This is a genomic window from Chelatococcus sp. CO-6 (assembly GCF_001271345.1).
Lineage (GTDB): Bacteria > Pseudomonadota > Alphaproteobacteria > Rhizobiales > Beijerinckiaceae > Chelatococcus_A > Chelatococcus_A caeni.
This window is the reverse complement of sequence record NZ_CP012398.1, coordinates 2,679,729-2,706,020: the sequence shown is the minus strand read 5'-3', so window position 1 is coordinate 2,706,020 and position 26,292 is coordinate 2,679,729. Positions and strand designations below refer to the sequence as shown.

General features: G+C 71.0%; 22 protein-coding genes. 12 read left to right on the top strand and 10 right to left on the bottom strand.

Going from position 1 to position 26,292, the window contains the following annotated elements; all coding sequences use genetic code 11:
- Window positions 1-109 precede the first annotated feature (109 nt).
- The 10 genes from AL346_RS12720 to mutL all read left to right on the top strand — a co-directional run bounded on the left by AL346_RS12720 (window position 110) and on the right by mutL (window position 13,864).
- Window positions 110-547 carry a MaoC family dehydratase gene (locus tag AL346_RS12720; protein WP_019401322.1) on the top strand — a complete coding sequence of 146 codons (438 nt, stop codon included), beginning with the start codon at window positions 110-112 and terminating at the stop codon, window positions 545-547.
- Window positions 548-631: 84 nt separating this feature from the next.
- Window positions 632-1,648: a bifunctional riboflavin kinase/FAD synthetase gene (locus AL346_RS12715; RefSeq protein WP_019401323.1), complete on the top strand. Its 1,017-nt coding sequence runs from the start codon at window positions 632-634 to the stop codon at window positions 1,646-1,648.
- A 198-nt stretch (window positions 1,649-1,846) separates the two neighbouring features.
- Complete coding sequence (locus AL346_RS12710; RefSeq protein ID WP_245303202.1) at window positions 1,847-2,971, top strand: methyl-accepting chemotaxis protein; 1,125 nt, start codon at window positions 1,847-1,849, stop codon at window positions 2,969-2,971.
- A gap of 276 nt (window positions 2,972-3,247) precedes the next feature.
- Window positions 3,248-6,214, top strand: coding sequence for an isoleucine--tRNA ligase (gene ileS, locus AL346_RS12705; RefSeq protein ID WP_019401325.1), 2,967 nt, complete (start codon window positions 3,248-3,250; stop codon window positions 6,212-6,214).
- 3 nt (window positions 6,215-6,217) lie between these two features.
- Window positions 6,218-6,712, top strand: a complete 495-nt coding sequence (gene lspA, locus AL346_RS12700; protein ID WP_019401326.1) for a signal peptidase II — start codon at window positions 6,218-6,220, stop codon at window positions 6,710-6,712.
- 104 nt (window positions 6,713-6,816) lie between these two features.
- Window positions 6,817-7,536 (top strand): hypothetical protein, encoded by a 720-nt coding sequence (locus tag AL346_RS12695; RefSeq protein WP_019401327.1) that lies wholly within the window; start codon window positions 6,817-6,819, stop codon window positions 7,534-7,536.
- Between the two features lie 162 nt (window positions 7,537-7,698).
- The gene (locus tag AL346_RS12690) at window positions 7,699-9,027 is read left to right on the top strand and encodes a pitrilysin family protein (protein WP_019401328.1); all 1,329 of its coding nucleotides are present in this window, start codon (window positions 7,699-7,701) and stop codon (window positions 9,025-9,027) included.
- Window positions 9,028-9,067: 40 nt separating this feature from the next.
- Window positions 9,068-10,360: a pitrilysin family protein gene (locus AL346_RS12685; protein ID WP_019401329.1), complete on the top strand. Its 1,293-nt coding sequence runs from the start codon at window positions 9,068-9,070 to the stop codon at window positions 10,358-10,360.
- A 174-nt stretch (window positions 10,361-10,534) separates the two neighbouring features.
- On the top strand, window positions 10,535-11,860 hold the full coding sequence (locus AL346_RS12680) for a hypothetical protein (RefSeq protein WP_019401330.1): 1,326 nt from the start codon (window positions 10,535-10,537) through the stop codon (window positions 11,858-11,860).
- Between the two features lie 168 nt (window positions 11,861-12,028).
- A complete protein-coding gene (mutL, locus tag AL346_RS12675; RefSeq protein ID WP_019403685.1) occupies window positions 12,029-13,864 on the top strand; it encodes a DNA mismatch repair endonuclease MutL in 1,836 nt (611 codons plus the stop codon).
- A 447-nt stretch (window positions 13,865-14,311) separates the two neighbouring features.
- Here the strand turns inward: mutL and AL346_RS25390 are convergent, their stop codons facing one another.
- From AL346_RS25390 to AL346_RS12650, 4 genes are all read right to left on the bottom strand, one after another.
- A complete protein-coding gene (locus tag AL346_RS25390) occupies window positions 14,312-14,458 on the bottom strand; it encodes a hypothetical protein (RefSeq protein ID WP_210168018.1) in 147 nt (48 codons plus the stop codon).
- A gap of 182 nt (window positions 14,459-14,640) precedes the next feature.
- On the bottom strand, window positions 14,641-14,835 hold the full coding sequence (locus AL346_RS25385) for a hypothetical protein (RefSeq protein WP_053193725.1): 195 nt from the start codon (window positions 14,833-14,835) through the stop codon (window positions 14,641-14,643).
- Window positions 14,836-15,033: 198 nt separating this feature from the next.
- Window positions 15,034-15,624 (bottom strand): 16S rRNA (guanine(966)-N(2))-methyltransferase RsmD, encoded by a 591-nt coding sequence (rsmD, locus tag AL346_RS12655; RefSeq protein WP_019402021.1) that lies wholly within the window; start codon window positions 15,622-15,624, stop codon window positions 15,034-15,036.
- Window positions 15,625-15,635: 11 nt separating this feature from the next.
- Window positions 15,636-17,180, bottom strand: a complete 1,545-nt coding sequence (locus AL346_RS12650) for a pseudouridine synthase (RefSeq protein WP_197286562.1) — start codon at window positions 17,178-17,180, stop codon at window positions 15,636-15,638.
- A 269-nt stretch (window positions 17,181-17,449) separates the two neighbouring features.
- Here AL346_RS12650 and AL346_RS12645 point away from each other — a divergent pair, with 269 nt between their 5' ends.
- Window positions 17,450-17,905, top strand: a complete 456-nt coding sequence (locus AL346_RS12645; protein ID WP_019401723.1) for a nucleoside deaminase — start codon at window positions 17,450-17,452, stop codon at window positions 17,903-17,905.
- Here AL346_RS12645 and AL346_RS12640 read toward each other — a convergent pair whose 3' ends face one another.
- The 5 genes from AL346_RS12640 to AL346_RS12620 form a co-directional block, all read right to left on the bottom strand.
- Entirely contained in the window at window positions 17,906-18,886 is a 981-nt protein-coding gene (locus tag AL346_RS12640; RefSeq protein WP_019401722.1) for a DUF2182 domain-containing protein, read from the bottom strand. It lies immediately after the preceding gene.
- Window positions 18,883-19,548, bottom strand: a complete 666-nt coding sequence (locus tag AL346_RS12635) for a DUF1326 domain-containing protein (protein WP_019401721.1) — start codon at window positions 19,546-19,548, stop codon at window positions 18,883-18,885. Before AL346_RS12635 ends, AL346_RS12640 begins: the two co-directional genes overlap by 4 nt.
- Before the next feature lie 146 nt (window positions 19,549-19,694).
- Window positions 19,695-21,014 (bottom strand): glycolate oxidase subunit GlcF, encoded by a 1,320-nt coding sequence (gene glcF / locus AL346_RS12630; RefSeq protein WP_019401720.1) that lies wholly within the window; start codon window positions 21,012-21,014, stop codon window positions 19,695-19,697.
- On the bottom strand, window positions 21,015-22,235 hold the full coding sequence (gene glcE / locus AL346_RS12625) for a glycolate oxidase subunit GlcE (protein WP_019401719.1): 1,221 nt from the start codon (window positions 22,233-22,235) through the stop codon (window positions 21,015-21,017).
- The gene (locus AL346_RS12620) at window positions 22,232-23,629 is read right to left on the bottom strand and encodes an FAD-linked oxidase C-terminal domain-containing protein (RefSeq protein ID WP_019401718.1); all 1,398 of its coding nucleotides are present in this window, start codon (window positions 23,627-23,629) and stop codon (window positions 22,232-22,234) included. Before AL346_RS12620 ends, glcE begins: the two co-directional genes overlap by 4 nt.
- Before the next feature lie 349 nt (window positions 23,630-23,978).
- Here AL346_RS12620 and AL346_RS12615 point away from each other — a divergent pair, with 349 nt between their 5' ends.
- Window positions 23,979-24,899, top strand: coding sequence for a LysR family transcriptional regulator (locus tag AL346_RS12615; protein ID WP_019400300.1), 921 nt, complete (start codon window positions 23,979-23,981; stop codon window positions 24,897-24,899).
- Window positions 24,900-24,963: 64 nt separating this feature from the next.
- Here AL346_RS12615 and AL346_RS12610 read toward each other — a convergent pair whose 3' ends face one another.
- Entirely contained in the window at window positions 24,964-26,232 is a 1,269-nt protein-coding gene (locus tag AL346_RS12610; RefSeq protein ID WP_050996430.1) for a DUF3422 family protein, read from the bottom strand.
- Between the last annotated feature and the right edge of the window lie 60 nt (window positions 26,233-26,292).

Here is a 26,292-nt window from a genome sequence, read left to right as displayed (position 1 = left end):
TGGCATGGTGCGGCGCAATAAGTAGTATGATGCAGTGCCGCATCGAGAGGCGACACCTTAGCACCGCCGCACGGATTTGCCGCATCGGCCGCAACAGCGGGAAGGCATCATGTTGGAGGTCATGCGCAGCTTCTATTTCGAGGACCTCAGCATCGGCATGCGCGAGCGGCTGATGCGCACGGTCATGGAAGAGGACGTCACGGGCTTCGCCAGCGTGACGGGGGACCGCAACCCGATCCACATCGACGAGGCCTATGCGGCGCAGACCCGCTTCGGCCAGCGCATCGCCCACGGCATGTTCACGGCGAGCCTCATCTCCGCCGTCCTCGGCACGCGCCTCCCCGGCCCGGGCGCGGTCTATCTCTCACAGACGCTGCAATTCCTGGCGCCCGTGCGCATCGGCGACGTCGTCACTGCGACGGTCGAGGTGGCCGAGCTCGTGCCGGAGCGGCGGCGGGTGCGCCTGTTCTGCGACTGCGTCTGCGACGGCAAGGCCGTGCTCGAGGGCGAGGCCTGGGTGGCCGTGCCCTCGCGCGCCGGCCTCTGATCGGCGCTTGACCAGCCGCCTGTGTTCTTGGCAGGGTCCGCCGCGCCCGCAACCGGGCGCATGTGCCCCGACCCGCGAGAGCCGATGCCCTCGACCATCCCGCCCGATTCGCCGTTCTCCGCCCGTAACGAGGCCTTCGTGCACTGGCGCGGCGAGGGTGACGTGCCCGCGGCACTGCGGGGCGCGGTGGTCGCCATCGGCAATTTCGACGGGCTGCACCGTGGGCACCGCTCCATCGTCGCGGCGACCGTCGCCCTGGCGGGCGAGCACGCCGCGCCGGCGGCGCTCCTGACCTTCGAGCCCCATCCGAGACGCTTCTTCGCGCCCGACAAGCCGCTCTTCCGCATCACGCCGCCGGACGTGAAGGCGATGGTGGCGGCCCGGCTCGGCCTTGCAGGCATGATCGAGCTGCACTTCGATGCCGCGCTCGCGGCGACGAGCGCGCACGACTTCCTCGAGAAGCTGCTCGTCGAGCGGCTCGGCGCCAGGGGCGTGGTCGTCGGGCACGACTTCCATTTCGGCAAGGGCCGGCAGGGCACGCCTGACTTCCTCAGCGAGCACGGCGCCGCGCTCGGCCTTGCCGTGCGCATCCTGCCCCCGGTCACGGAGGCCGGCGAGGCCGTGTCGTCGAGCGCCATCCGCGCGAGCCTCGCGGCGGGCGACATCGCCCGGGCAAACCATCTCCTCGGCTATCGCTGGCTGGTGCGGGCCACCGTGCGCCACGGCGACAAGCGCGGCCGCGATCTCGGCTACCCGACCGCCAATCTGGCGCTCGCCCCCGATTGCGGGCTGCGCCACGGCATCTATGCGGTGCGGGCCGCCGTGGACGGCACTGTCCACGCGGGGGTCGCGAGCTTCGGCCGGCGGCCGACCTTCGACAACGGCGCGCCGCTGCTCGAGGTGCACCTGTTCGATTTCCGCGGCGATCTCTACGGGCGCACGATGGATGTGGAATTCGTCGCCTTCCTGCGCCCGGAGGAACGTTTCGCCACGGTCGAGGCTCTCATCGCGCAGATGGACAAGGACAGCGCCGAGGCCCGCCGCCTGCTGAACCATCCCGCCGCCGGCGTGCCGTCGCTGCTTTCTCCCCAGCAATCCTGATCCGAAAAGGACTTTGTTCCACCAATCCTTAACCCGTCTCGGCAAGGATCGCCGCATTCCGATCCGCTCATTGCCAAGACGATGCCCAAAATGCCGTTTTCTCAGATTGCCGTAGAAAAACATTCTTCCCTGTTCTTGCGCGCCGGGGGTTTTTTCCTCGGCACCGTCGCCATTCTCGCGGTCCAGCAGGCCGTGGCCATGGAAAGCGACGAGCATTTCCTGCTTTTTCTTCTCGCAGCTGCCGTTCTCATCACGCTCGTCGCGGTCGGTTTCGCGCCGCGCCCGCCGCGTTCCCGCACGGTCCTCGACGACAGCCTCGCCCGGCTTGCCGAGGGAAGGCTCGACATCCTCGTGCCCCACACTGGCGACGACGGCCCCACGGGCCGGCTCGCGCGCGCGGTCGAGGAGCTGCGCCGGCGGCTCATCATCGCCCGCGAACAGGAGGGCGAGCTCGCGGCCCTGCGGCGCGAGCTCCTCACGCTGCGCGACGCCCGGGACCGCGCCCGCGACATGGACCGCGCGCATCTGGCCGAGGCGCTCGGCCTCATCAACGGCCGGGCGGGCCAGCTCGCCACCGAGCTCGAGACGCTGCGGCACCAGTTCACGATTTCGTTCGAAGAGACGCGCCGTCTGCCTCGCCGGCCGCTGAACGGCGGCGTCCAGACGGCCGCCGCCGCCGCCGTCGAGCTGACGAGCTCCATCTCGGAGATCGGCCGCCAGCTGCAGCAGGGCTCCGGCATCGCGGCGCGGGCCGTGCGCGAGGTGCGCGCGACGAGCGATCTCGTCAAGGCGCTCGACAAGTCGAGCGCCAAGATCGGCGAGGTCATCACCCTCATCACCGCGATTGCCGAGCAGACGAACCTCCTCGCGCTCAACGCCACCATCGAGGCGGCCCGTGCGGGCGAGGCCGGCCGGGGCTTCGCCGTCGTCGCCCAGGAGGTCAAGGCGCTCGCCAACCAGACCGCCCGTGCCACCGACGAGATCCGCGGCCAGATCGCCGCCATGCAGACGGCGACGGCCCAGGCGGTCGAGGCCATCGACACGATCTCGGGCACCATCACCTCGATCGATTCCATGACGATGACCATCGCCGAGGCGGTCAACCAGCAGAGCAGCGCCACCCAGGAGATCGCCCGCTCGATCGAGGCGGTGGCCGCAGCCGGCCGGCGGGGAGAGCCTCAGGATGCGCCGGCGGGCGCGGCCGAACGCGACCTTCTCGGCTGCATCGAGCGGCTCGACGACCTCATCCGCGACCTCGGCGCCCAGGCGCAGGCGCTCGCGGGCGAGCCCGAGGCCGGCGAAAGGCCCCTGCGCGTCGCCTGACGCCGCCCCGGGGGGCCGCGGGCCGACGGGCCGGCTTGTGCCGACGGCGGTTTTGTTCGAAAACCGGTGGCCTCTTTGTGGAAAGATGCGTAGAAGACGGCCATGACCGAGCCTCGATTCAAGCTGCGAATTAACGGCCCGGCCTTCGCCTGAGGCACCCGAGAGCGGGTACCCGCGAAGGTCCGGGGTCACGCGGGCCCATGCGGGCCCCTCAAACGCTTGCTGCAACATCCCGGGCGCCGCACGGGCGCTGCGCCTACCCGAATCGGCCGATCCATGAACGCTCCCTCCCCCACCGCTCGCGATTATTCCGAAACGCTGTTCCTGCCGCAGACATCGTTCCCGATGCGCGCGGGCCTGCCCGAGCGCGAGCCCGACATCCTCGCCCACTGGCAGCGCGTCGGCCTCTACGAGGGCCTGCGCGAGGCCGGCAAGGGCCGCCCGCGCTTCGTGCTGCACGACGGCCCGCCCTACGCCAACGGCCACATCCACATCGGCCATGCGCTCAACAAGGTGCTGAAGGACCTCGTCGTGCGCTCGCAGACCATGCTCGGCCACGACGCCAACTACGTCCCCGGCTGGGACTGCCACGGCCTGCCGATCGAGTGGAAGATCGAGGAGGAATACCGCGCCAAGGGCCGCAACAAGGACGAGGTGCCGGTCGTCGAGTTCCGCCGCGAGTGCCGCGCCTTCGCGCAGAAGTGGATCGACGTGCAGCGAGAGGAGTTCAAGCGCCTCGGCATCGAGGGCGACTGGGCCCATCCCTATCTCACCATGGCCTATCCGGCCGAGGCGCAGATCGCCCGCGAGCTGATGAAGTTCGCGGCGAGCGGCCAGCTCTATCGCGGCTCCAAGCCCGTCATGTGGTCGATCGTCGAGCGTACGGCGCTCGCCGAGGCGGAGGTGGAGTACCAGGAGCACACCTCGCCGACGATCTACGTGAAGTTCCCGGTCAGGGCCCGCTCGGGCACGCCGCTCGACGGGGCCGCCGTCATCATCTGGACGACGACGCCCTGGACCATCCCGGGCAACCGCGCCATCGCCTATGCCGACGACATCGCCTACGGCCTCTACGAGGTCAGCGATGCGCCGGCCGGCAACTGGGCGATGAAGGGCGAGCGCTACGTGCTCGCCGACAAGCTCGCCGACGAGGTGATGAAGGCCGCCCGCGTGGAGCGCTGGCATCGCATCGCCGCCGTCGCGCCGAAGGACCTTGCCGGCCTCCTGTGCGCCCATCCGCTCGCGGGCCAGGGCTACGACTTCGGCGTGCCGCTCCTTGCCGGCGACTTCGTCACCGACGACGCGGGCACGGGCTTCGTCCACACTGCCCCCGGGCACGGCGCCGACGACTACAACCTCTGGGCGACGCACAAGGCCGCCTTCGCCGCCGCCGGCACGCCGGACGTGCCGCATACGGTCGGGCCCGACGGCGCCTATTATCCGCACGTGCCGCTCTTCGCCGACGCTCGGGTGCTCGACGACAAGGGTCGCGAGGGCGACGCCAACGAGCGCGTCATCAAGGCCCTGATCGAGGCCGGCAGGCTCGCCGCGCGCGGCCGGATGAAGCACCAGTATCCGCATTCCTGGCGCTCCAAGGCCCCGCTCATCTTCCGCAACACGCCGCAGTGGTTCATCGCCATGGACAAGCCGCTCGGCGGGCCGGGCGACACGCTGCGCGCGCGGGCGCTGAAGGCCATCGCCGCGACGCAGTGGGTGCCGCAGGCGGGCGAGAACCGCATCAACGGCATGATCGAGAACCGGCCCGACTGGGTTATCTCGCGCCAGCGCGCCTGGGGCGTGCCGATCACCGTCTTCGTGCGCGAGGACGAGAGTGGCAGCGTCGTCGAGCTCGCCCCCGGTCCCGATTTCGCCGCGAGCGAGGAACTGTCTTCCCGCATCGCCGCCGCCTTCGAGGCGGAGGGGGCGGACGCCTGGTTCAGCGCCGACCCGCGCCGCTTCCTCGACGGCCTCGTCGACGATCCGTCCGCCTGGACGCCGGTGATGGACATCCTCGACGTGTGGTTCGATTCCGGCTCCACCCACGCCTTCACGCTCGAGGTGCGGCCGGACCTCAAGACCAGGCGCCGCGTCGACGGCGGGCATGACCGGGTGATGTATCTCGAAGGCTCGGACCAGCATCGCGGCTGGTTCCACTCCTCGCTGCTCGAGAGCTGCGGCACGCGCGGGCGTGCGCCCTACGACGTCGTCGTCACGCACGGCTTCACGCTCGACGAGCAGGGCCGCAAGATGTCGAAGTCGCTCGGCAACACGGTCGCCCCGCAGGACGTCATCAAGCAGTTCGGCGCCGACATCCTGCGCTTGTGGACCGCTTCGGTCGATTATTGGGACGACCAGCGCATCGGGCCGGAGATCCTGAAGAGCGTCGTCGACCAGTACCGCAAGCTGCGCAACACCATCCGCTGGATGCTCGGCACGCTGCACCATTTCGACGCGCGCGAGCTCGTGACGACGAACCGCATGCCGGAGCTGGAGCGGCTGATGCTGCACCGGCTCTGCGAGCTCGACGGCGAGGTGCGCAAGGCCTATGCCGCCTACGACTACAAGCGCGTCGTCGCCCTGCTCGCGGCCTTCATGACGTCGGACCTGTCCGCCTTCTATTTCGACGTGCGCAAGGACGCGCTCTATTGCGACCCGGCGTCGAGCCTGACGCGCCGCAGCGCGCTGACGGTCATCGACCAGCTCTTCCGCTGCGTCGTGACCTGGCTGGCGCCGGTCCTCGTCTTCACGGCGGAGGAGGCCTGGCTCGCCCGTTTCGGCAGCGACGCGGGCTCGGTGCACCTGGAGCAGTTCCCGATCATCCCGCCCGAGTGGCGCAACGACGAGCTCGCCGCCCGCTGGGCGAGGATCCGGCGCGTGCGCCGCGTCGTCACCGGCGCGCTCGAGATCGAGCGGGCGCAGAAGCGCATCGGCTCGAGCCTCGAGGCGGCGCCCGTCGTGCACGTGGCGGATCCCGAGCTGCGCCGGCTGCTGGCGGATGTCGACTTCGCCGAGATCTGCATCACCTCCGCCATCACCGTCACCGACGGCGAGGGCCCGGCGGAGGCCTTCCGGCTCGACGACGTGCCCGGCGTCGCCGTGGTGCCGGCGAAGGCCGAAGGGCGCAAGTGCGCCCGCTCGTGGAAGATCTCGCCCGACATCGGCAAGGATGCCGACTATCCGGACGTGACGCCGCGCGATGCCGCGGCGCTGCGCGAGTGGGACGCCCGCCACAAGGCCGCCTGACGCATGACGCCCGCCCGGCTCGGCTTCCTCATCGCGCTCATCACGCTCGCGCTCGATCAGGCGACGAAGCTCTGGCTCTATTTCGTCGCCGAGATCACGACGTGGACCGAGCCGGTCGTGCTCGCCCCCTTCGTGTCGCTGACGCTCGTCTGGAACCGGGGCATCTCCTACGGCCTCTTGCAGCAGTCGAGCGAGGCCGGCCGCTGGGCGTTGATCGTCGTGTCCTTCGCGGCGGCGATCGGCCTGTCGGTCTGGCTCACGCGCGGCGTGCACCGGGCGGTGGCCATCGGGCTCGGCCTCCTCATCGGCGGGGCGGTCGGCAATGCCATCGACCGGCTGATCTACGGCGCGGTGCTCGATTTCGTGCATCTGCACGCCGGCTCCTTCAGCTGGTACGTGTTCAATGTCGCCGACGCGGCCATCGTTGCGGGCGTGATCCTCCTTCTGTATGACTCCTTCTTCCTCGAGCGCAGGCGCTCGGCCGCGCCGCGCGGCTGAGGGCCTGCCTCGCGTCGGCCGCGGCGCCTCACTCTCGCCGCACCGATCGTCGAAACGTGGCGTGCCGGCATGAGGAAGCCGGTTGTAGTTGATGGGATAGGATCATGACGCGAAACGACGTGACGTCCGGCCTCGTAAAGCCCGGCCTCATGAAGGCGGGGCTTCTGGCCGCCATCGCCGCATTCGCGTTTGCCCTTGCCCACCCCGGGCCGGCGCAGGCGCAGGATGAAAGCGGCGTGTTCATGAAGAACCTGCTCGGCTCGCTCGGCATCATCGAAGGCGAAAAAGACGCCATCATCTATCGCGAGCGCGCGCCCCTCGTCGTGCCCCCGTCGACGAACGCCCTGCCCCCGCCGCGCGATGGCGAGCGGCTGACCGCCAATCCCGCCTGGCCGAAGGATCCCGACGTCTCGAAGGCGCGCGAGGCGGCCGCCGCCGCGCGCCGGCCGGTGCCCGTGCGCAACGAGCAGATGGTGTCGCAGGGCGCACGCCTTTCGGGGCAGGAGCTGCTCTCCGTGCGCGGCACGGGACCGAACAGCGCACCCCAGCCGATCGCCAACCCCTGCTACGGCGACAACTGCCGCGAGACCCACTGGGTCAATCCGAACCAGCTGCGCCACTCCAACGGCAGCAACCCCGACGCGCCGCCGATCGCCTACGGCCAGGAGCCGCAGCGCCAGGCGCTGACGGAGCCGCCGGCCGGCTACCGCCTGCCCTCGGCCGACGCCCCCATCGGCAAGGGCCAGCGCGCTCCCGCGACCTCCGCGCCCGAGGACGGGGACCCGCGCGGCTTCATCAATCAGGAAGCGCGCCGCAACCGGTGACAAGCGCGACCCTGCAACCTATCTCCTAGGGCGAAGGCCGCGCGCGGCCGGCGCCCGGATCGTCCGGATACCCGGTCTTGCCGCGCCGGCTGTCGCATGCAGCCGGCGCGTTTTGTTTCCCGCGTCCCGTCCGTTCCAGCCGTTTTTCGACCGGAAAGCACCATGACAGACACCGCTCCCGCCGATCTCACGCCCACCGCAACCCGGCACCAGGCGCCGGAGGGCGCGGCGGCTCAGACCCACACGTTCCGGCTCGACAACGGCCTCGACGTCGTCGTCATCCCCGACCGGCGGGTGCCCGTCGTCACCCACATGGTCTGGTATCGCAACGGCTCGGCGGACGACCCGGCCGGCAAGTCCGGCATCGCCCATTTCCTCGAGCACCTGATGTTCAAGGGCACGGCGAAACATCCGGCCGGGGAATTCTCCAAGGTCGTCTCCGCCCTCGGCGGCCAGGAGAACGCCTTCACCTCCTACGACTACACGGCTTATTTCCAGCGCGTCGCCAAGGAGCACCTCGGCACGATGATGGAATTCGAGGCCGATCGCATGACCGGGCTCGTGCTCAGCGACGACGTCGTCAACCCCGAGCGCGACGTGGTGCTGGAGGAGCGGCGGATGCGCGTCGAGACCGACCCTTCCGCCCAGCTCGGCGAGGCGATGGAGGCGGCGCTCTACGTGCACCACCCCTACGGCACGCCCATCATCGGCTGGATGCACGAGATCGAGGGCCTGAACCGCGCCGATGCGCTCGCCTATTACGAGCGCTTCTACACGCCCGAGAACGCCATCCTCGTCGTCGCCGGCGATGTCGAGGCGGAGGAGGTGCGCGCGCTCGCCGACAAGACCTACGGCAAGGTCAAGCCGCGCGGCGCCCGGCCCGAGCGGCAGCGCACGCGCGAGCCGGAGCCGCGCGCCCTGCGCAAGGTGACGGTGGCCGATCCCAAGGTCGAGCAGCCCTACGTGCAGCGCGCCTATCTCGTGCCCTCAGCCCGCACGCAGACGGGCAGCGAGGCCTATGCGCTCGACGTGCTCGCCGAGATCCTCGGCGGCGGTGCGACCTCGGTGCTCTACCGCGAGCTCGTGATGAAGCGGGACATCGCAGTGTCGGCCGGGGCCTACTACCTGTCCGGAATGCTGGATGACAGCCGCTTTCTCGTCTATGCGGTGCCCAAGCCCGATATCTCCCTCGATGCCCTCGACGAGGCGCTCGACGGCGTCATCGCCGATTTCGTCGCCCGCGGCGTCGAGCCGGCGGAGCTCGCGAGCGCCAAGACGCGTCTCATCGCCGAGATGGTCTATGCGGCCGACAACCAGGCCCATCTCGCCCGCATCTACGGAGCGGCCCTCGCCGTCGGCGAGACGGTGGAGGAGGTCGACGCCTGGCCGGCCCGCATCGAGGCGGTGACGGCCGAGGAGGTGGTGGAAGCGGCCCGCCGCTTCCTCGTCGCGCGCCGCGCCGTCATCGGCCACCTCGCCCACGCCGATTGATTCATCGTATCCCGCTCCCTGTTTTTCGACTGGATCCGCCATGACAACGAGTGCCGTCACAAAGACCGCCGAACAGCCCTCCCGGGCGACGCATCGCGTGCAGCGCGTGGTATCGCCGGGCGGGATCGAGGCCTGGCTGGTCGAGGAGCATGCCGTGCCGCTGGTGGCGCTGGAATTCGCCTTCCTCGGCGGCACGGCGCAGGACGGCGCCGGCAAGGGCGGCACGGCGACGATGCTCGCCGGCCTGCTCGACGAGGGCGCCGGCCCGTACGATTCCGCCGCCTTCCAGCAGATGCTCGCGGACCGGGCCATCGAGCTGCGCTTCTATGCCGACCGCGACACCCTGCGCGGCTCGCTCAAGTCCCTGCGCCGCAATGCGGACGAGGCCTTCGACCTGCTCAGGCTCGCCGTCTGCGAGCCGCGCTTCGACGCCGACGCCATCGCCCGCGTCAGGGCCCAGGTCGAGGCCGGCCTGCGCCACGTCCTGAAGGACCCGGACGCCGTCTCGCAGGAGCAGTTCTTCCGCCATGCCTTCCCGGGCCATCCCTACGGGCGCCCGCCGCAGGGCACGCTCGCCGAGGTGCCGGCGATCACGCGCGAGGATATTGCCGGCATGCGCAGCGCGACCGTGGCGCGGTCCAACCTCTTCGTCACGGCCGTCGGCGCCATCGACGCGGAGACGCTCGCTGCGCGGCTCGACGAGATTTTCGGCGCATTGCCGGCGACCGCCGAGGTCGCGCCGCCGGCCGATATCGTGCCTGCGACCGCGACGGCGCCCGTGGTCGTCGACATCGACGTGCCCCAGTCGGTGATCCGCTTCGGCGGCCCGGGCGTCGCCCGCCGCGATGCGGATTATCTGCCCGCCTATGTCCTCAACCACATCCTCGGCGGCGGCGCCTTCACCTCGCGCCTGTTCCAGGAGGTGCGCGAGAAGCGCGGCCTCGCCTATGGCGTCCACACGGCCTTGCTGCCGCTGCGCAACAGCGCCCTCTTCACCGGCTCGACGGCGACCAAGAACGAGCGCGCCGCCGAATCGCTCTCGGTGATCCGCGCCGAGATCGCGGATCTGCTCGCCAAGGGGCCGGGCGAAGACGAACTGGAGAAGGCCAGGCAGTTCCTCATCGGCTCCTATGCGCTGCATTTCGACACCTCGACGAAGATCGCGCGGCAGTTGCTGCAGATCGCCATCGACGGGCTCGGCATCGACTATATCGACCGGCGCAACGCCCTCGTCGCCGCCGTGACGATAGCCGACGTGCGCCGGGCGGCGGAGCGGTTGTTCGCGGGCGGCGAGATGCTGGTCGTCGCGGTGGGCCGGCCCGAGGGGCTGTGAGCGGCCGCGCGCCTTGCGCGGGACGGCCCTGCGCGGTTCTGCCGCCGAAGGTGCCATGCACCGGTAGCCCCGCGCCGCCTGGCACATTATCGTCGCCTTCATGCTTGATGAGTCTCGCCGGGCGCCGAGCGTCCGGACGACCCGTCCCGAGAGCCGTGTCATGAGAGGCCTCCGATGACCTTCACGCAGTCGATCGATCTTGCCCGCGCCGCCACCGTCGGCGGCAACGGCCTGCCGGATACCGCCATCGATGCGGCGCTCGCCGCCGTCGAGACCGCCGCCGGCCGGCTCGCCAGCGAGCACCGGGCGGGCACGCTGCCGCTCCTTTCCGTGCCGGGCGAGACCGGCGACCTCGCCGCCATCCGCGCGGCCGGCGCCCGGCTCGCGGACGGGGCGAGCGACGTCGTCATCCTGGGCACCGGCGGCTCGAGCCTCGGCGGGCAGACGCTCGCCCAGCTCGCCGACTACGCCGTGCCGGGCCTCGGCCGCTTCGCCGACAAGCCGCGCATCCACTTCCTCGACAATCTCGATCCGCTCACCTTCGGCAGCCTTGTCGAGCGCCTGCCGCTCGCGACGACGCGCTTTGCCGCCGTCTCCAAGTCCGGCGGCACGGGCGAGACGCTGCTGCAGACCATGGCCGTGCTCTCGGCGCTCGACCGCGCGGGGCTGCGCTCGCGGGCCGGATCGCTCTTCGTCGGCCTGTCGGAGCCGCAGGTGGACGGCGGCAAGCGCAATGCCCTGCGCGCCCTGCTGGAGCCGGAGGGCGCGCCCTTCCTCGACCATCACACCGGCGTCGGCGGGCGCTATTCGGTGCTGACCAATGTCGGCCTCCTGCCGGCGGCCGCCCTCGGCCTCGACATCGCCGCGATCCGCGCGGGCGCGGCCGAGGTGGTGGCGCCCTTCATCTCGGGCGGGGACGTGCGCGAGGCGCCGAGCGCCATCGGCGCCGCGCTCAACGTGGCGGCGACGCTCGAGGGCAAGGCCATCTCCGTCTTCATGGGCTATGCGGACCGGCTCGAGCGCTTCGCCCGCTGGTGGGTGCAGCTGTGGGCCGAAAGCCTCGGCAAGGACGGCAAGGGCACGCAGCCGGTCGCTGCGCTCGGGCCCGTCGACCAGCACAGCCAGCAGCAGCTCTACCTCGCCGGCCCCAAGGACAAGCTCTTCACCGTCGTCACCACGGCCGCGCGCGGCCGGGGACCGGCCATCGACGCCGGGCTCGCCGAACGCGCCGGCCAGGCGGATTTCGCCGGCAAGACCATCGGCGACCTCGTGGCGGCGCAGGGCATCGCCATGATCGACACCTTCGTGCGCAACGGCTGCCCCGTCCGCCACATCCATGTCGACCGCATCGACGAGCGCACCATGGGCGCGCTGCTCATGCACTTCATGCTGGAGACGATCCTGACCGGCTTCGCGCTGGGCATCGACCCCTTCGACCAGCCGGCGGTGGAGGAGGCGAAGCTCCTCGCCAAGCGCTATCTCGCCGAAGGGCGCGGCTGAGCATCGGAATCCCCTCCCCCTTGCGGGGAGGGACAGGGGTGGGGGTGGCGCCGCCCGGACCTGCCACCGCCCTCCCTCGTCACGGCCCCCACCCCCAACCCCTCCCCGCAAGGGGGAGGGGAGAACCGTACCTCGTCGATGGACCAGGAGCGCAACGAAAGATCCCCCATGGCGGTGCGCCGTCTCGACCCCATCCTGATCGACCGCATCGCCGCCGGCGAGGTGATCGAGCGGCCGGCTGCGGCCGTGAAGGAGCTCGTCGAGAACGCGCTCGATGCCGGGGCCGCGACGGTCGAGGTGGTGATCGAGGCCGGTGGGCGGCGCCTCATCCGCGTCAGCGACGACGGCGCGGGCATGACGCGCGAGGACCTCATTCTCGCCGTCGAGCGCCACGCCACCTCCAAGCTGCCGACCGGCGACCTCTTCGCCATCGCGACCCTCGGCTTCCGGGGCGAGGCGCTGCCGTCCATCGGCGCCGTCGCCCGCCTGTCGATCACGACGCGCCACCGGGACGAGCCGCACGGCTGGGAGATCGTGGTCGATGCCGGCGTCAAGCACGAGCCGCGGCCCGCCGCCGCCGTGGGCGGCACGCGCATCGAGGTCACGGACCTCTTCGCGGCCACGCCGGCCCGCCTCAAGTTCCTGAAGACCGACAGGGCGGAGGCCCAGGCCGTCGCCGAGACGGTGAAGCGCCTCGCCATGGCGCACCCCAACGTGCGCTTCGTGCTCGCCGGCGACAATCTCTCGCCGCTCGACCTGCCGGCGGAGGGGGATGACGAGGAGGCACGCCTCAGGCGCATCACGCGCCTCATCGGCCCCGATTTCGCGCCCAACGCCCTGCCCGTCTCGGCGAGCCGCGAGGGCATCGACCTCGAGGGCTTCGTCAGCCTGCCGACCTACCACCGCGGCACGGCGGCGCATGTCCACACCACGGTCAACGGCCGGCCGGTGCGCGACAAGCTCATCCTCGGCGCCATCCGCGGGGCCTACATGGATTTCCTGCCGCGCGACCGGCACCCGGCGCTGGCGCTCGCCATCACCTGCGATCCGCGCGTCGTCGACGTCAATGTGCACCCCGCCAAGACGGAGGTGCGCTTCCGCGACAGTGGCCTCGTGCGCGGCCTCGTCGTCGGCGCCTTGAAGGAGGCGCTCACGCGCGCCGGCCATCGGGCGACGACCACGGGCGGCCTGCGGACGCTGGAAGCGGTGCGGCCCGCCCTCGGCCCATCGCCTGCGGCCGTAATGCCGCGCGCTGTCCCCTCCCCCGTGCTGCAGCAGCGCGAGCCGGCCCCCGCCGCCTGGCGCGGCTGGCAGGCCCCGCTCGCCGGGCTCGACGAACCGGGACAGCCGACGCTGGGCGACCTCGCCGGGCCGTCCGCCGATGCGCGGGCGGATGCCATGGCGCCGGAGGCGGAAGCGTTGGCGCAGCCGCTCGGCGCCGCCCGGGCGCAACTGCACGAGAACTACATCATCGCGCAGACCCAGGACGGCGTCGTCATCGTCGACCAGCACGCGGCGCACGAGCGGCTCGTCTACGAGCGGCTGAAGCGCGAGCGCGCCGCCACGGGCATCACGCGGCAATTGCTCCTCATTCCCGAGATCGTCGAGCTCGACCCGGTCGAGGCCGACAGGCTCATCGCCCATGCCGAGACGCTGGAGGCGCTCGGCCTCGTCGTCGAGGGCTTCGGGCACGGCGCCGTCGCCGTCCGCGAGGTGCCCGCGGCGCTCGCCGGCGGGGCGGTCAAGCCGCTCGTCCGCGATGTCGCCGACGCCCTGACCGAATGGGGCGACGCGCGCGCGCTCGAAGAGCGCCTCGACCATGTGCTCGCCACCATGGCCTGCCACGGCTCGGTGCGCTCCGGCCGCAGGCTGCGCGCGGAGGAGATGAACGCCCTCCTGCGCGAGATGGAGGCGACCCCGCATTCCGGCCAGTGCAACCACGGCCGGCCGACCTATGTCGAGCTCAAGCTGGCCGATATCGAGCGCCTCTTCGGCCGCCGCTGAGCTCAATCGACTTCGATCGCAGTGATGGCGCCGGCCCCATGCCGGGGCCTGCCGTCGGTCCCCGCCTCGGCGGCGGGGGCGACGCCGCAACATCGATCGACGGCCTGCGGCCTTATCCAGCCCCATCCACATTCACCGGTGCCTGGCGCAGGGACGATCGTTCGCCGATCCTCCGACATCTCGCACGCCAGCTTCCCGATGGGGAAATAATACATTTCCCAATCGAGCATGAGCAACGTCTGGACAAACCACAGATCTCTGCTAGTTTCCGCCCCGTCGACGCGCGATATACTGCTTATATGAAAACGCCAGAACGCAATACAACGCTCCGCTTCGTAGATAATATTCGAATACTTAATTTCTTCATCTATTTAGATATCACCAACACATATAATCGAAAGGAAATTACCATGGGTTGCTGCATCAGAGTTTGCCGTCCTGCGCCTGTCATGTGCCCGCCGGTGTGCCTGCCCAAGTGCCCACCGCCTCCGCCTCCTCCTCCGCCTCCGCCGCCGCCGCCTCCTCCGCCGCCACCTCCTCCTCCGCCGCCGCCGCCGCCTCCGCCGCCGCCTCCGCCGCCCAAGCCGTGCCCATGCCCGCCGAAGCCGCAGTGCCCACCGCCGCCGCCCAAGCCGGGTCCGTGCCCGCCCAAGCCGCAGTGCCCGCCGACGCCGCCCAAGCCGGGCCCATGCCCGCCGAAGCCGGAGTGCCCGCCGGCGCCGCCCAAGCCGTGCCCGCCGAAGAACTGCGGCTGTGACGACAAGGGCCTCAAGAAGTTACAAAACGATATCAAGAATACGCTCGAGAACTTCAGAAAGGAGATCAGCGACTTTTCCGAGAAGCTCGCCGAGCTGTTCGGCAAGGGCAATCGTCGCAAGTGCCACAACAAGTGCGATCACCATAACAAGAACGACATCGGCAACCTCCTCGCGAGGCTCCTCATCGGCCTGAAGCTTTCGGCGTAAGGACATTGTCCTCCGGAGCGGGACAGATCCCGCTCCGGACTATTTCCGGTCGCCGACACGAGCTCCGCCTCGGTGATCGCGCCGATCACGACGCACCGGCCGTCGCAGGACAGCGACGGCCGGTGCGTCGTTTCTTGCCGTTCGTCCTGAGGCGACGCGCCGGGTGCGGTCGTTGGAAGCCCTTCGGAGCGCGAGGCCGCTGCTTCACGCGCGGGCGATGTTGCCTGGTTCCTCGACGCCGCCGGCTAAGCGCATGACGAGCGCTTTGGTGTCGCCGTACTGCCGCTCCTCGAGCAGTTCGAAGCCCTCTGGCGGAACGAAGGGCGCCGATGCCGCCTCCTCCACGACCACCAGCGCGTCCGGCGCCAGCCAGCCGCCTTCGCGGGCGCTCGTGAGCGCACGCTCCGCGAGGCCCTTGCCGTAGGGTGGGTCGCAGAAGACGAGCGAAAAGGCCTCGAGGGGCTTTGCGGGACCGAGCTTCGTCGCGTCGCGCCGGAAGATGCGCGTCAGTCCGGCAGCGCCGAGCGCATCGACATTGGCGCGGATCACGCCCCGCGCCTCGGCGCCGTTGTCGACGAGAAGTGCAAAGGCCGCGCCGCGCGACACGGCCTCCAGCCCCATGGCGCCGGTGCCGGCGAAGAGATCGAGCACCCGCGCCCCCGCGACAGGGTCGTCATAGGCGTGGGTCAGCACGTTGAAGAGGGCTTCGCGCAGCCGGTCGGAGGTCGGCCGGATGGCCTCGCTCCTCGGTCCGGCGAGCCCGCGGCCCTTGAACCGCCCGGCGACGATGCGCATGGCGCCGCCCCTCAGCCCCTGCGCGGGCCGGACGGCTTGCGCGGGCCGCCGGGACGCGGCGGACGCCCGCCGGGCTTGCCGCCGGGCCTTCCACCGGCCGGCTTGCCGCCAGTGGGTTTGCCGCCGGAAGGCCTGGCACCCGAAGGCTTGCCGCCGAAGGGCTTGGCGCCGAAGGACTTGGTTCCGAAGGACTTGCCCGGCCGCTTTCCGTCAGCCGGCCTGTCGGACCGCTCGTCGCCGCTCCTGTCGAACCGCCCGGCCGCGCCGGCGCGGCCGCGCGGCGCGGGACGGTCACCTGTCGAACGACGCGGCGGCCTGTCGTCGGTCCATGCCCGGTCGGCACCACCGCGACCTGCGCGTCCGCCCTCCGCCGGCCCGCGGCGGCGCGGCAGGGGTGCCTCGCGCGCCGGCTCCTCGGCGTGGCTCACGATGCGCTCGACCAGCACCTTGCGGCCGCGGGCGTCGGCGATGCGGCCGGCACGGGCATGTTCCTTCTCCGCGCTCGCCTGGCGCTCGGCCCTGGGGTCGGCCCCGCGGCGCGGCGGGCGCGCGCGGCCGCCCGTGCCCTCGTCGGCACGCCACACGCTGCGGCCCTTCGTCTCCTCCCGCCGCGCAGCCTCCTTCGGCTCCGCCGCGGGGGCGCGGCGGGCGTCCGCCGGCCTGCGGGTTCGTCCCGGCCGCTCGACGATGTCGGTGTCCGGCGCGAAGACCGGCGCCTCGAAGTCCGTTCCCGCTTCCGCCGCCAGCTTGTCGCCGAGCTGGTCCTTCAGCACGCGCGTGCGCACCTCCTCGACGGCCCCTTCGCCGAGGTCGCCGAGCTGGAAGGGGCCGAAGGAGACGCGAATGAGCCGGTTCACGCGGAGGCCGAGGTGCTCGAGGATGCGCTTGACCTCGCGGTTCTTGCCCTCGCGCAGGCCGAGCGTCAGCCAGACGTTGTCGCCCTGCTGGCGCTCGAGCCGCGCCTCGACGGGGCCGTAGTGCATGCCCTCGATGGTGACGCCGTCGGCGAGGCGATCGAGCGCCGCCTGGTCCGTCTCGCCGTAGGCGCGCACGCGATAGCGCCGCAGCCAGCCGGTGTCGGGATGGGCGAGGACGCGCGCGAGGCCGCCGTCGTTGGTGATGAGCAGCAGCCCCTCGGTATTGATGTCGAGCCGGCCGATGGCGACGACGCGCGGCAGATCCTGCGGCAGGGCGTCGAAGACCGTCGGCCGTCCTTCCGGGTCGCGCGCCGTCGTCACGAGGCCGCGCGTCTTGTGGTAGAGCCACAGGCGCGTGCGCTCGCGCGTCGGCATCGGCGTCCCGTCGATCGTCACCCGGTCCTCCGGGCCGATCAGCGTCGCCGGCGTGTCGATGGCCTTGCCGTTCACGGCGACGCGCCCGGCGCGGATGATCTCCTCCGCATCCCGGCGCGAGGCGACGCCGGCGCGCGCCATGATCTTGGCGATGCGCTGGCGCCCGTCGCGATCGGGCAGGACCTCGCGCTGGGCCGCGGCTCGCGCCGGCCGGCGCGGCGCGGCATCGCGCATTTCCTCGCGTCCGGGCCGCGCCTTGCGCATCAGGGGGCGGTCGCCCTCCTCACCGGCGGCGCGGCGGGGCGCCCTGTCGCCGGCTCCCCGGTCAGCGAAACTCTTGCCGGCGGGACCTTTGCCGGCAGCCCCCTTGCCGGCATAACCCTTGCCAGCCGGGCGCTTGCCCGCCGGGCCTCTCCCGGCCGGACCCTTGCCGCCGGTGCGGCGCGGGCCGCGATGATCATCAGACTTGTCGTTCATGGCGCGGTGATAGCAGAGTGCAGGCAGCGAAGCGAGGAGGAGCATCGGGCTTCGACATGAATAACAGCGCGCGCACGGATGCGATGGCCATCGCCCTCGCCGAGGCCGAGGCGGCGGCGGCGCGCGGCGAGGTGCCGGTCGGCGCGGTCGTCGTCCGCGACGGCTTCGTGCTCGCCCGGGCCGGCAACCGCACGCGCGAGCTCAACGACCCGTCGGCGCATGCCGAGATGCTCGCCATCCGCGCGGCCTGCGGCGTGCTGGCCGACGAGCGGCTCACCGGCTGCGACCTCTACGTGACGCTGGAGCCGTGCCCCATGTGCGCGGCCGCCATTTCCTTCGCCCGCATCCGGCGGCTCTATTTCGGCGCCGGCGATCCGAAGGGCGGCGCCGTCGAGAACGGCGTCAGGCTCTATGCCTCCCCCACCTGCCACCACGCGCCGGAGGTCTACGGCGGCATCCGCGAGAGCGAGGCCGCGCGCCTGCTCAAGGACTTCTTCCGCGAACGGCGCTGATCAGGTCGCGAGCAGCCACGCGCCCGCCGCGATAAGGGCCGCACCGGCCACGCGCGCCAGCAGCGCGCCGAACGGCAGCACCTTCTCGCCGAGCACCAGGATGGCGAGCCCCGCCACCCACAGCAGGTTCATCACGCCGCCGACGAACAGGAGAACCATCAGCGCCACGCAGCAGCCGATGCAGTAGAGGCCGTGCCGCAGCCCGAGCGCGAAGGCCCCGCCGGGATCACGCCGGAAGCCGCCGTGCGACTGGATGAACACGAGAGGAGAGCGGCATTTGCTGAGGCAGGCGCCCTTCAGCGGCGTGAACTGGTAGAGCCCGGCCGCGATCAGCACGAGCCCGCCCATGCCGCGGCTCGCCAGCGCCGCCATCGGCGTGAGCAGCGCCAGGCTCTGCAGCGTCCATTGCGCGGTCGTGGCGAGAAGCGAGAACAGCGCCCAGGCGGCGAGATAGCCGCCCGCGAACCAGCCGGTGGCGGCGAAAGGCTTGCCCGAGGCCTCGGCCTGCCGGCCGACGCGCGCATAGAGCAGCAGCATGGGAGCGGCCGACGGCAGCATCATGCCCACCATCATCACGAACCACATCGTGGCCATCAGCGCCGCCTCGCCCGGACGCCACGGCGCGAGGGCGGGTGCGAGCGGCGCCTTCGGCGTCCCCATGTCCATGCCGCCCATGTCCATGGTTTTATCCATGGTCTTGTCCATGGTGCCGCTCATGTCCATGCCGGCGTGGCTACCCGTCGGCGCCTCCGTGCCCGGCGCGGCGGGCATGGTGTGGCCCATGTTGCCATGATCCATGCTGCCATGATCCATGCCGGCGTGATCCATGCCGCCGTGGTCCATGCCGCCGTGGTCCATGGCTGCCGCCAGCCACGCCAGATAGGCCCAGGCGAGGAGGACGACGACCGTGAGGGTGGCGATGACGACCGCCCTGTCGCGCTTCAGCACGCCCTCGAGGGAGACAATCCGTCCGTTGCTCATGGCGTGCTCTCGGCCGCTGTCGGGACGGGGCGAGGGGCAGGGTCAGCGGACAGGTCGAGGCGGGCGAAAAGGCCGTGGGCATCCGTGAGGCGCATGGGCATGGGACCGGACATGCGCGTCCAGCCGCGCCCGACCTCGGCCTGCCGGTGCTCGAAACCCTCCGGCATGTCGACGCGCACGCGGCGGACACGGCCCGACCCGTCGTGGAGCGGCTCGCCCCGGCTGTCGATGACGCCCGGAACGACGACGGCGGCGCGGCGCTGATCGATATCGATCTCGAACTCGATGGCCGAAAACAGCGGCCCGTGCCGCGTCTCGACGGTGGCCGCGAAGATGCGGAAGAAATCAGCGCCGGGGCTGGCATCCTCGCCGCCCATGATGCGCATGAGGGCGGCCCGCTGGTCGGGGGCGGCCCGTTCATCGATGACGGTGAGCACCTGGCCGCCGCCCTCGCTGATGGCGCCCGGCCAGGAGAAGGCGACGACGGCCTTGAGGCGGTCGAGTGCAACGGAACCGTACCGGCCCTCGTCGATCTCGAAGGCAGCCACGCCACGGCACGGGCCGTGAGAAGGCAGCATATCGAACTGGTAGGGGCAGTCGTGGGCGCAGTTAAAGTTGACGAAGAAACGAGCCCTGATCGACCACTCGACGGCGTCAGCCATCGCACCCTCCCGGTCGCAGCCCTCTAGTTTTTATTTATTTTAACATAAATTACGCGTGGCGACAGAAGACAGCCGGCAAGACGATGCCCGAAACACGGGCACCCGGTAACGAAAACGAGAGGTCGGGTTTGAGCGCCCGAGCGGCTTCATCCCGCCAGCGCGCGCGGGCGCGGGCCGCCGGTCGCCCAGTCGATGAGCTCCACCGTATGCACGACGGGAACCGGCCGGCCGCGGTCGGCGAAGCCCTTGCCGATCTGCGTCATGCAGCCGATGTTGCCGGTCGCGACGATGGTTGCGCCGGTCCTCTCGATGTTGTCGACCTTGCGTTCTCTCAGCTGCCCGGCGATCTCGGGCTGCAGGATGTTGTAGGTGCCGGCCGAGCCGCAGCAGATGTGGCCTTCCGGCACGTCCTTCACGGCAAAGCCCGCCTTGCGCAGCAATTTCTTCGGCTCCTCGCGGATCTGCTGGCCGTGCTGCATGGAGCAGGCGGAGTGATAGGCGACGGTGAGATTACCTACGTCGGTCTGCGGCGCGAGCGGCAGCGTGGCGAGATATTCGGTGATGTCCGTCGCGAGCTCCGACACCCGGCGTGCCTTGTCGGCATAGGCCGGATCGGCGCGGAACATGAAGCCGTAGTCCTTGATCGTGGTGCCGCAGCCCGAGGCCGTGATGATGATGGCGTCGAGCCCTCCCCCCTCGATCTCGCGCGTCCAGGCGTCGATGTTGCGCCGTGCGAAGGCATGGCCCGCCGCCTCGCGCCCCATGTGATGGACGAGCGCGCCGCAGCAGCCCTCCCCTTCCGCCAGCACCACCTCGACCCCGTGGCGGTTGAGCAGGCGGATGGTGGCGGCGTTGATGCCGGGGTCGAGCACCGGCTGGGCGCAGCCGGACAGCAGGGCGACCCGTCCGCGCCGTGGCCCCTCGGCCGGATGGACGGTGCGGTATTCGCTCTCCCCGGCCGGCAAGGCGGCGGGCGCGAGCTCCAGCATCGCCGAAAGCCTCGCGCCGACGCCCGGCAGGCGCGCGACGGTGCCGCGCAAGGGCTTTGCGAGGCGCGCGGCGATCAGGGCGGCGCGGAAACGGGCGGGATAGGGCAGCACGGCGGCGAGCAGCGTGCGCACCAGCCTGTCGTGCCACGGGCGCCGGTAGGTCTCCTCGATATGGGCGCGGGCGTGGTCGACGAGGTGCATGTAATGGACGCCCGAGGGGCAGGTCGTCATGCACGACAGGCACGACAGGCAGCGGTCGACGTGCTTCGTCACCTCCTCAGTCGCCGGCTTGCCGCTCTCCAGCATCTCCTTGATGAGATAGATGCGCCCGCGCGGGGAATCGAGCTCGTCGCCGAGCAGGAGATAGGTGGGGCAGGTCGCCGTGCAGAAGCCGCAGTGCACGCAGGTGCGCAGGATCTTTTCAGATTCCCGCATCTCAGGGGTCGTGAGCTGCTCGGGGCGGAAGTTGGTCTGCATCTAGATCCCGGCATACATGCGGCCGGGCTCGAAGATCCCGGCAGGGTCAACGGCGCGCTTGACGCCCTCGCTCACGCGCATCAGCGGCGCGGCCAGCGGCTGGAACGGCTGGACCGCCGCCCTGACATCGGCCGGCGCGCGCCACAAAGTGGCGTGGCCGCCATGCGGTGCAAGCGCTTCGCGGATCGTCGCGGCGCCGCAGTCTCCCTCCGCCGGCACCGACAGCCAGACGAGGCCGCCGCCCCAGTCGTAGAAGAAGCGGACATCGCCCAGGCCGGCAACGGCCGCGACGACGCGAGGGCCGGCGGTCGGCACCGTGGACAGCCGCCAGACGGCATGCTCGCGCGGCTCGGCGAGGAAGCGCGCGTCGCGCACGTCCTGCCACAGGCGCCGCGCCTCGGCGGCGTCGACGATGCGCTCGGCGGGGCCGTAGGCGGCCAGGAGATGGCGCAATTCGCCGACGCGATAGTCCACCGACGGCGAGAAGCCCTCGATGCGCAGGACGGTGCGCGCCCGCTCGCCGGCAAGGCCGGCCGGCAGGTGCGCCGCGCCGGTGATCTCGAAGGGCGAGCCGAGCGCCGCATTGAGCGCATCGACGCCGCGCGCATCGTCGAGGCCGTCGATGGCGAGGGTCGCCGAGCGCTCGGCCTTGGGCTGCACCTTGAAGGTGACCTCCGTCAGGAGCCCGAGCGTGCCCCACGCGCCGGCGGCGAGCTTGACGAGATCGAGGCCGGTGACGTTCTTCATCACCCGCCCGCCCGACTTCACCACCTCGCCGCGCCCGTTGACGAAGCGCACGCCGATGAGGGCGTCACGGCAGGCCCCGGCCATGATGCGGCGCGGCCCGGAGAGATTGGTAGCGGCGAGCCCGCCCACGGTCGCCTCACCCTCGCTGCCGAGCAGCACGCGCGCATCCGCCGGCTCGAAGGGCAGCATCTGGCCGCGGTCGGCCAGGGTGCGCTCGATCTCGGCGAGCGGCGTGCCGGCGCGGGCGGCGATGACGAGTTCGGCCGGCTCGTAGAGCGTGATGCCGGTGAGGGCCTGCGTCGACAGCGTCGCCTCGGCATTCACCGGCCGGCCGACGGCCGCCTTCGTGCCCCCACCGCGGATGGCGAGCGGTCGACTGGCCGCGGCGCAGGCCGCGACGAGCGCGGCGGCCTCCTGCTCGTTCTCGGGCGTCAGCACCGGCTCGGAGATGGTGGCGGACCTTGGCAGCGTCATTGCACCACCCGACCGTCGAGCGGGAAGACCTTGGCCGGATTGAGCAGCCACGCCGGATCGAAGACGCCGCGGATGCGCATCTGCTGCACGAGATCGACCTCGGAATACTGGTGCCGCATGAGATCGCGCTTCTCGATGCCGACGCCGTGCTCGCCGGTGAGGCAGCCGCCCACCTCGACGCAGAGCTTGAGGATGTCGGCGCCGGCCGCCTCCGCCTTCTCGAGCTCGCCCGGCTTGTTGATGTCGTAGAGCACGAGCGGGTGCAGGTTGCCGTCCCCGGCATGGAAGATGTTGGCGACGCCGAGGCCGTAGCCGGTGCAGATCTCGCTGATGCGCTTCAGCACATGGGGCAACTGGCCGGTCGGGATGGTGCCGTCCATGCACAGATAGTCGGCGATGCGGCCCATGGCGCCGAAGGCGGACTTGCGGCCCTTCCAGATGGCGGCGCTCTCGGCCTCCGAGCGCGAGACGCGCAGCGCCTTGGGCGAGAAGCGCTCGGCGATGGCGACGATGCGCTTCAGCGCGTCCTCGATCTCGGCCTCCGAGCCCTCCACCTCGAGGATGAGCAGCGCCTCGACGTCGAGCGGATAGCCCGCATGGGCGAAGGCCTCGCACACCTTGATGGCCGGCCGGTCCATGAATTCGAGCGCCACGGGGATGATGCCGGCCCCGATGATGGCCGCGACGCAGGCGCCCGCCGTCTCCACCGAATCGAAGCCCATCAGCGCCGGGCGCGCGCCCTCCGCCTGGCGCAGGATGCGCACGGTCGCCTCGGTGATGACGCCGAGCTGGCCTTCCGAACCGCAGACGAGGCCGAGCATGTCATAGCCCGGCGCGTCGAGATGGGCGCCGCCGATCTCCACCACCGTGCCGTCGAGCAGCACCATGGTGACGCCGAGCAGGTTGTTGGTGGTGACGCCGTACTTGAGGCAGTGGGCACCGCCCGAGTTCATGGCGATGTTGCCGGCGATCGTGCAGGCGAGCTGCGACGAGGGATCCGGCGCATAGAAGAAGCCCTCGTGCGCCACCGCCTGGCTGATGGCGAGATTGGTGATGCCGGCCTGGACGCGCGCCGTGCGGTTGACGAAATCGATGTCGAGCACGCGGTTCATCTTGGCGATGCCGAGGACGACCGCATCCTCCTGCGGGATCGCGCCGCCGGCGAGCGAGGTGCCGGCGCCGCGCGGCACCACCTTGACGCCCTCGGCATGGCAGAAGCGCAGCACGGCCGCGATCTCCTCCGTCGTCGACGGCAGGACGACCGCGAGCGGCATCTGGCGGTAGGCCGTGAGGGCATCGGTCTCGAAGGCGCGGCGCTCATCCTCGGAGGTAATGACCGCCTCGGCCGGCAACAGGCTTGCAAGGCCGGCGATGATGGCCTCGCGCCGTCCCATAACCGCCGCATCCGGCGCGGGAAAAGCGATGGTCGTCACGGCATCCTCCCTGCGTGCCCGAGAGAGCACCATTTTGATCCTCCCCCGCACGGGGGAGGTGGCGCTGTGCAGCAGCGACGGAGGGGGCGAAGCGCCCGAGACGGTGAGCGCCGTTCCCGGCTAGGCCCCACCCGTCTCGGTCGTTCGGACCGATCCACCCTCCCCTCAAGGGGAGGGATCAAGCCCACCTGCTCCGTACAACCTGCACAGCAAACCTTATCGAGAATCACTTTAATCGATTGACAATCCTTTGCCAGCGCAACCGAAAGCAGCAAGATTGTTTCGCTTTCGGAAAAAGTGGGGGCGTGCGGTGGACCATCTCGGCGATCTCGACGTCTTTGCCCGCGTCGTCGCGGCCAGGGGCATGTCGGCGGCCGGCCGCGAGCTCGGCCTGTCGCCAGCCGTCATCTCCAAGCGCATCCGGCGGCTGGAGGAGCGGCTCGGCGTGCGTCTCCTGCAGCGCACGACGCGCCAGATCGCTCTGACGGACATCGGCCAGGGCTTCTACGAGCGGGTCGTCGCCATCCTCGCCGCGGTGGAGGAGGCGGAGGGCTGGGCGACGAGCGGCGCGGAGACGGCGCGCGGCGTGCTGCGCGTCTCGGCGCCGACCTCCTTCGGGCGCATGCACATCGCCCCGCACGTCAAGCGCTTCCTCGACGAGCACCCGGGCGTGACCGTCGACCTCGAGCTGTCGGACGCCTTCGTCGATGTGGTGGCCGAAGGGTTCGACGTCGCCGTGCGCATCGCCGACCTGGCCGATTCGAGCCTCGTCGCCCGCCGGCTGGCGCCGAACCACCGCCTGCTCTGCGCCACGCCCGGCTATCTTGCCGCGCACGGGCGGCCGCAGGGCGTGGAGGACCTTGCCCGCCATACGCTTCTCGCCCACAACACCGACCATTGGCGGCTCGAGGGGCCGCAGGGCCTCGTCTCGATCAAGGTCACCGGCCCGCTCAGGACCAATTCGAGCGAGGTGGTGCGCGAGGCGGTGCTGGCCGGCATCGGCATCGCCCTGCGCTCGACCTGGGACATCGGTCCGGAACTCGAGGACGGGCGGCTCGAGGCCGTGCTGCCCGGCTGGCGCGGGGTGAGCCGCGTCGGCATCTACGCCGTCTATCCGAGCCGCCGCCACCTGCAGCCGAAGGTGCGCGCCTTCATCGACTTCCTCGCCGCGCTCTACGGGCCACGGCCCTACTGGGACGCCGGCCTCGGCCTGCCCGACGAAGCGGCATGAGCGACATTTCTCCCCTCCCCCTTGCGGGGAGGGGAATGAGCCGCGGCCTTCCAAACGCAATCGATCAAGGATGATCCTCCCCCGCATGGCGGCGGCGGATGCGGCGCACGACGAGCCAGACGGCGAGGACGGCGAGCGGCACGGCCGCCGCGGTGGCGATGCCGGGGTCCGGCACCGGCAAGCCGGCGTCCTTGGCGCCCTTGGCGAGATAGCCGAGAAGGCCGACGACGTAATAGCTGATAGCCGCGACCGAGAGCCCCTCCACCGTCTGCTGCAGGCGCAGCTGCAGGCGCGTGCGGTTGTTCATGGCGACGAGGAGGTCGCGGTTCTGCTGCTCAATCTCGACGTCGACGCGCGTGCGCAGCAGCGTCGCGGCGCGGGCGAGCTTGCGCGAGAGGTTGGCCTGGCGCTCCTCGAGCGTGTTCACCGTGCGCATGGCCGGCGCGAGGCGCCGGGCGAGGAAGGCGGCCCAGGTCGGCAGGCCCTCGTAGGGCTCCTCGCCGATGACGTCGAGCCGCTGCTGCACGATGCGGTCATAGGCACGGCTCGCACCGAAGCGGTAGCTCGACGAGGCCGCCTCGGCCTCCGAGGCGGCGGCGAGCGCCGTCAGCTCGTCGAGCAGGGCGGAGTTTGCGGTCGCCCCCACCGTCTCGCGCATGGCGCGGGTGATGCGGGCAAGCTCCTCCTCCATCTGCCTGAGGCCGGGGGCGAGGCGCTGGGCCTCGGGCAGGCCGAGGAGGGCGAGCGTGCGGTAGGTCTCGATCTCGACGAGCCGCTGGGTCAGCGCGCCGGCGCGGGCGGGGGTCAGGTCGAGGTCGAGCACGAGGATGCGCACGGCGCCGCGCTCGTCGGGGCGGAAATCCGTCGCCGCCAGCGCCGCCCCGCCGTCCATGATGGAGGCGGCGAGCGAGGCCTGGTCGAAGATGTCCTCCAGCGACAGGGCCGCCGCCTCGGGCAGAAGATGCAGGTCGAGCGCCACGAGCAGCGGGCCCGGGGCGGGCAGCCCGCTCATCGGGGCATGCGGCCGCTCGACGGCGGCAAAGGGCGTCCTGTGGTCGCAGGCGATGCGCCAGGTATAGGTGATGAACTCGCTGTGCTGCTCCCAGCGCAGGTCGCCGCCGGACAGGGGCACGTGGTGGAAGCGCGTGTCAGGCTGCGGCCCCGGCACGCCGCGGGCGAGGCAGAAGGCGCCGAGGCGCTCCCGGTCCTCGCGGCACGCGGCCGCATCGGCCATGAAGGCGAAATGCATGAGCCGCGCCGGCGTCGCGAGCGGCACGAAAGGCCGCGCATGCATCTCGCCCAGAACCGCCGCCCGTAACGGATGCTCCTGCATCGCCCCTCCGGCCAAGATATCCCGGCTCGCCCCGTGCCCCAGCATGCGCGGCGCCGCGCA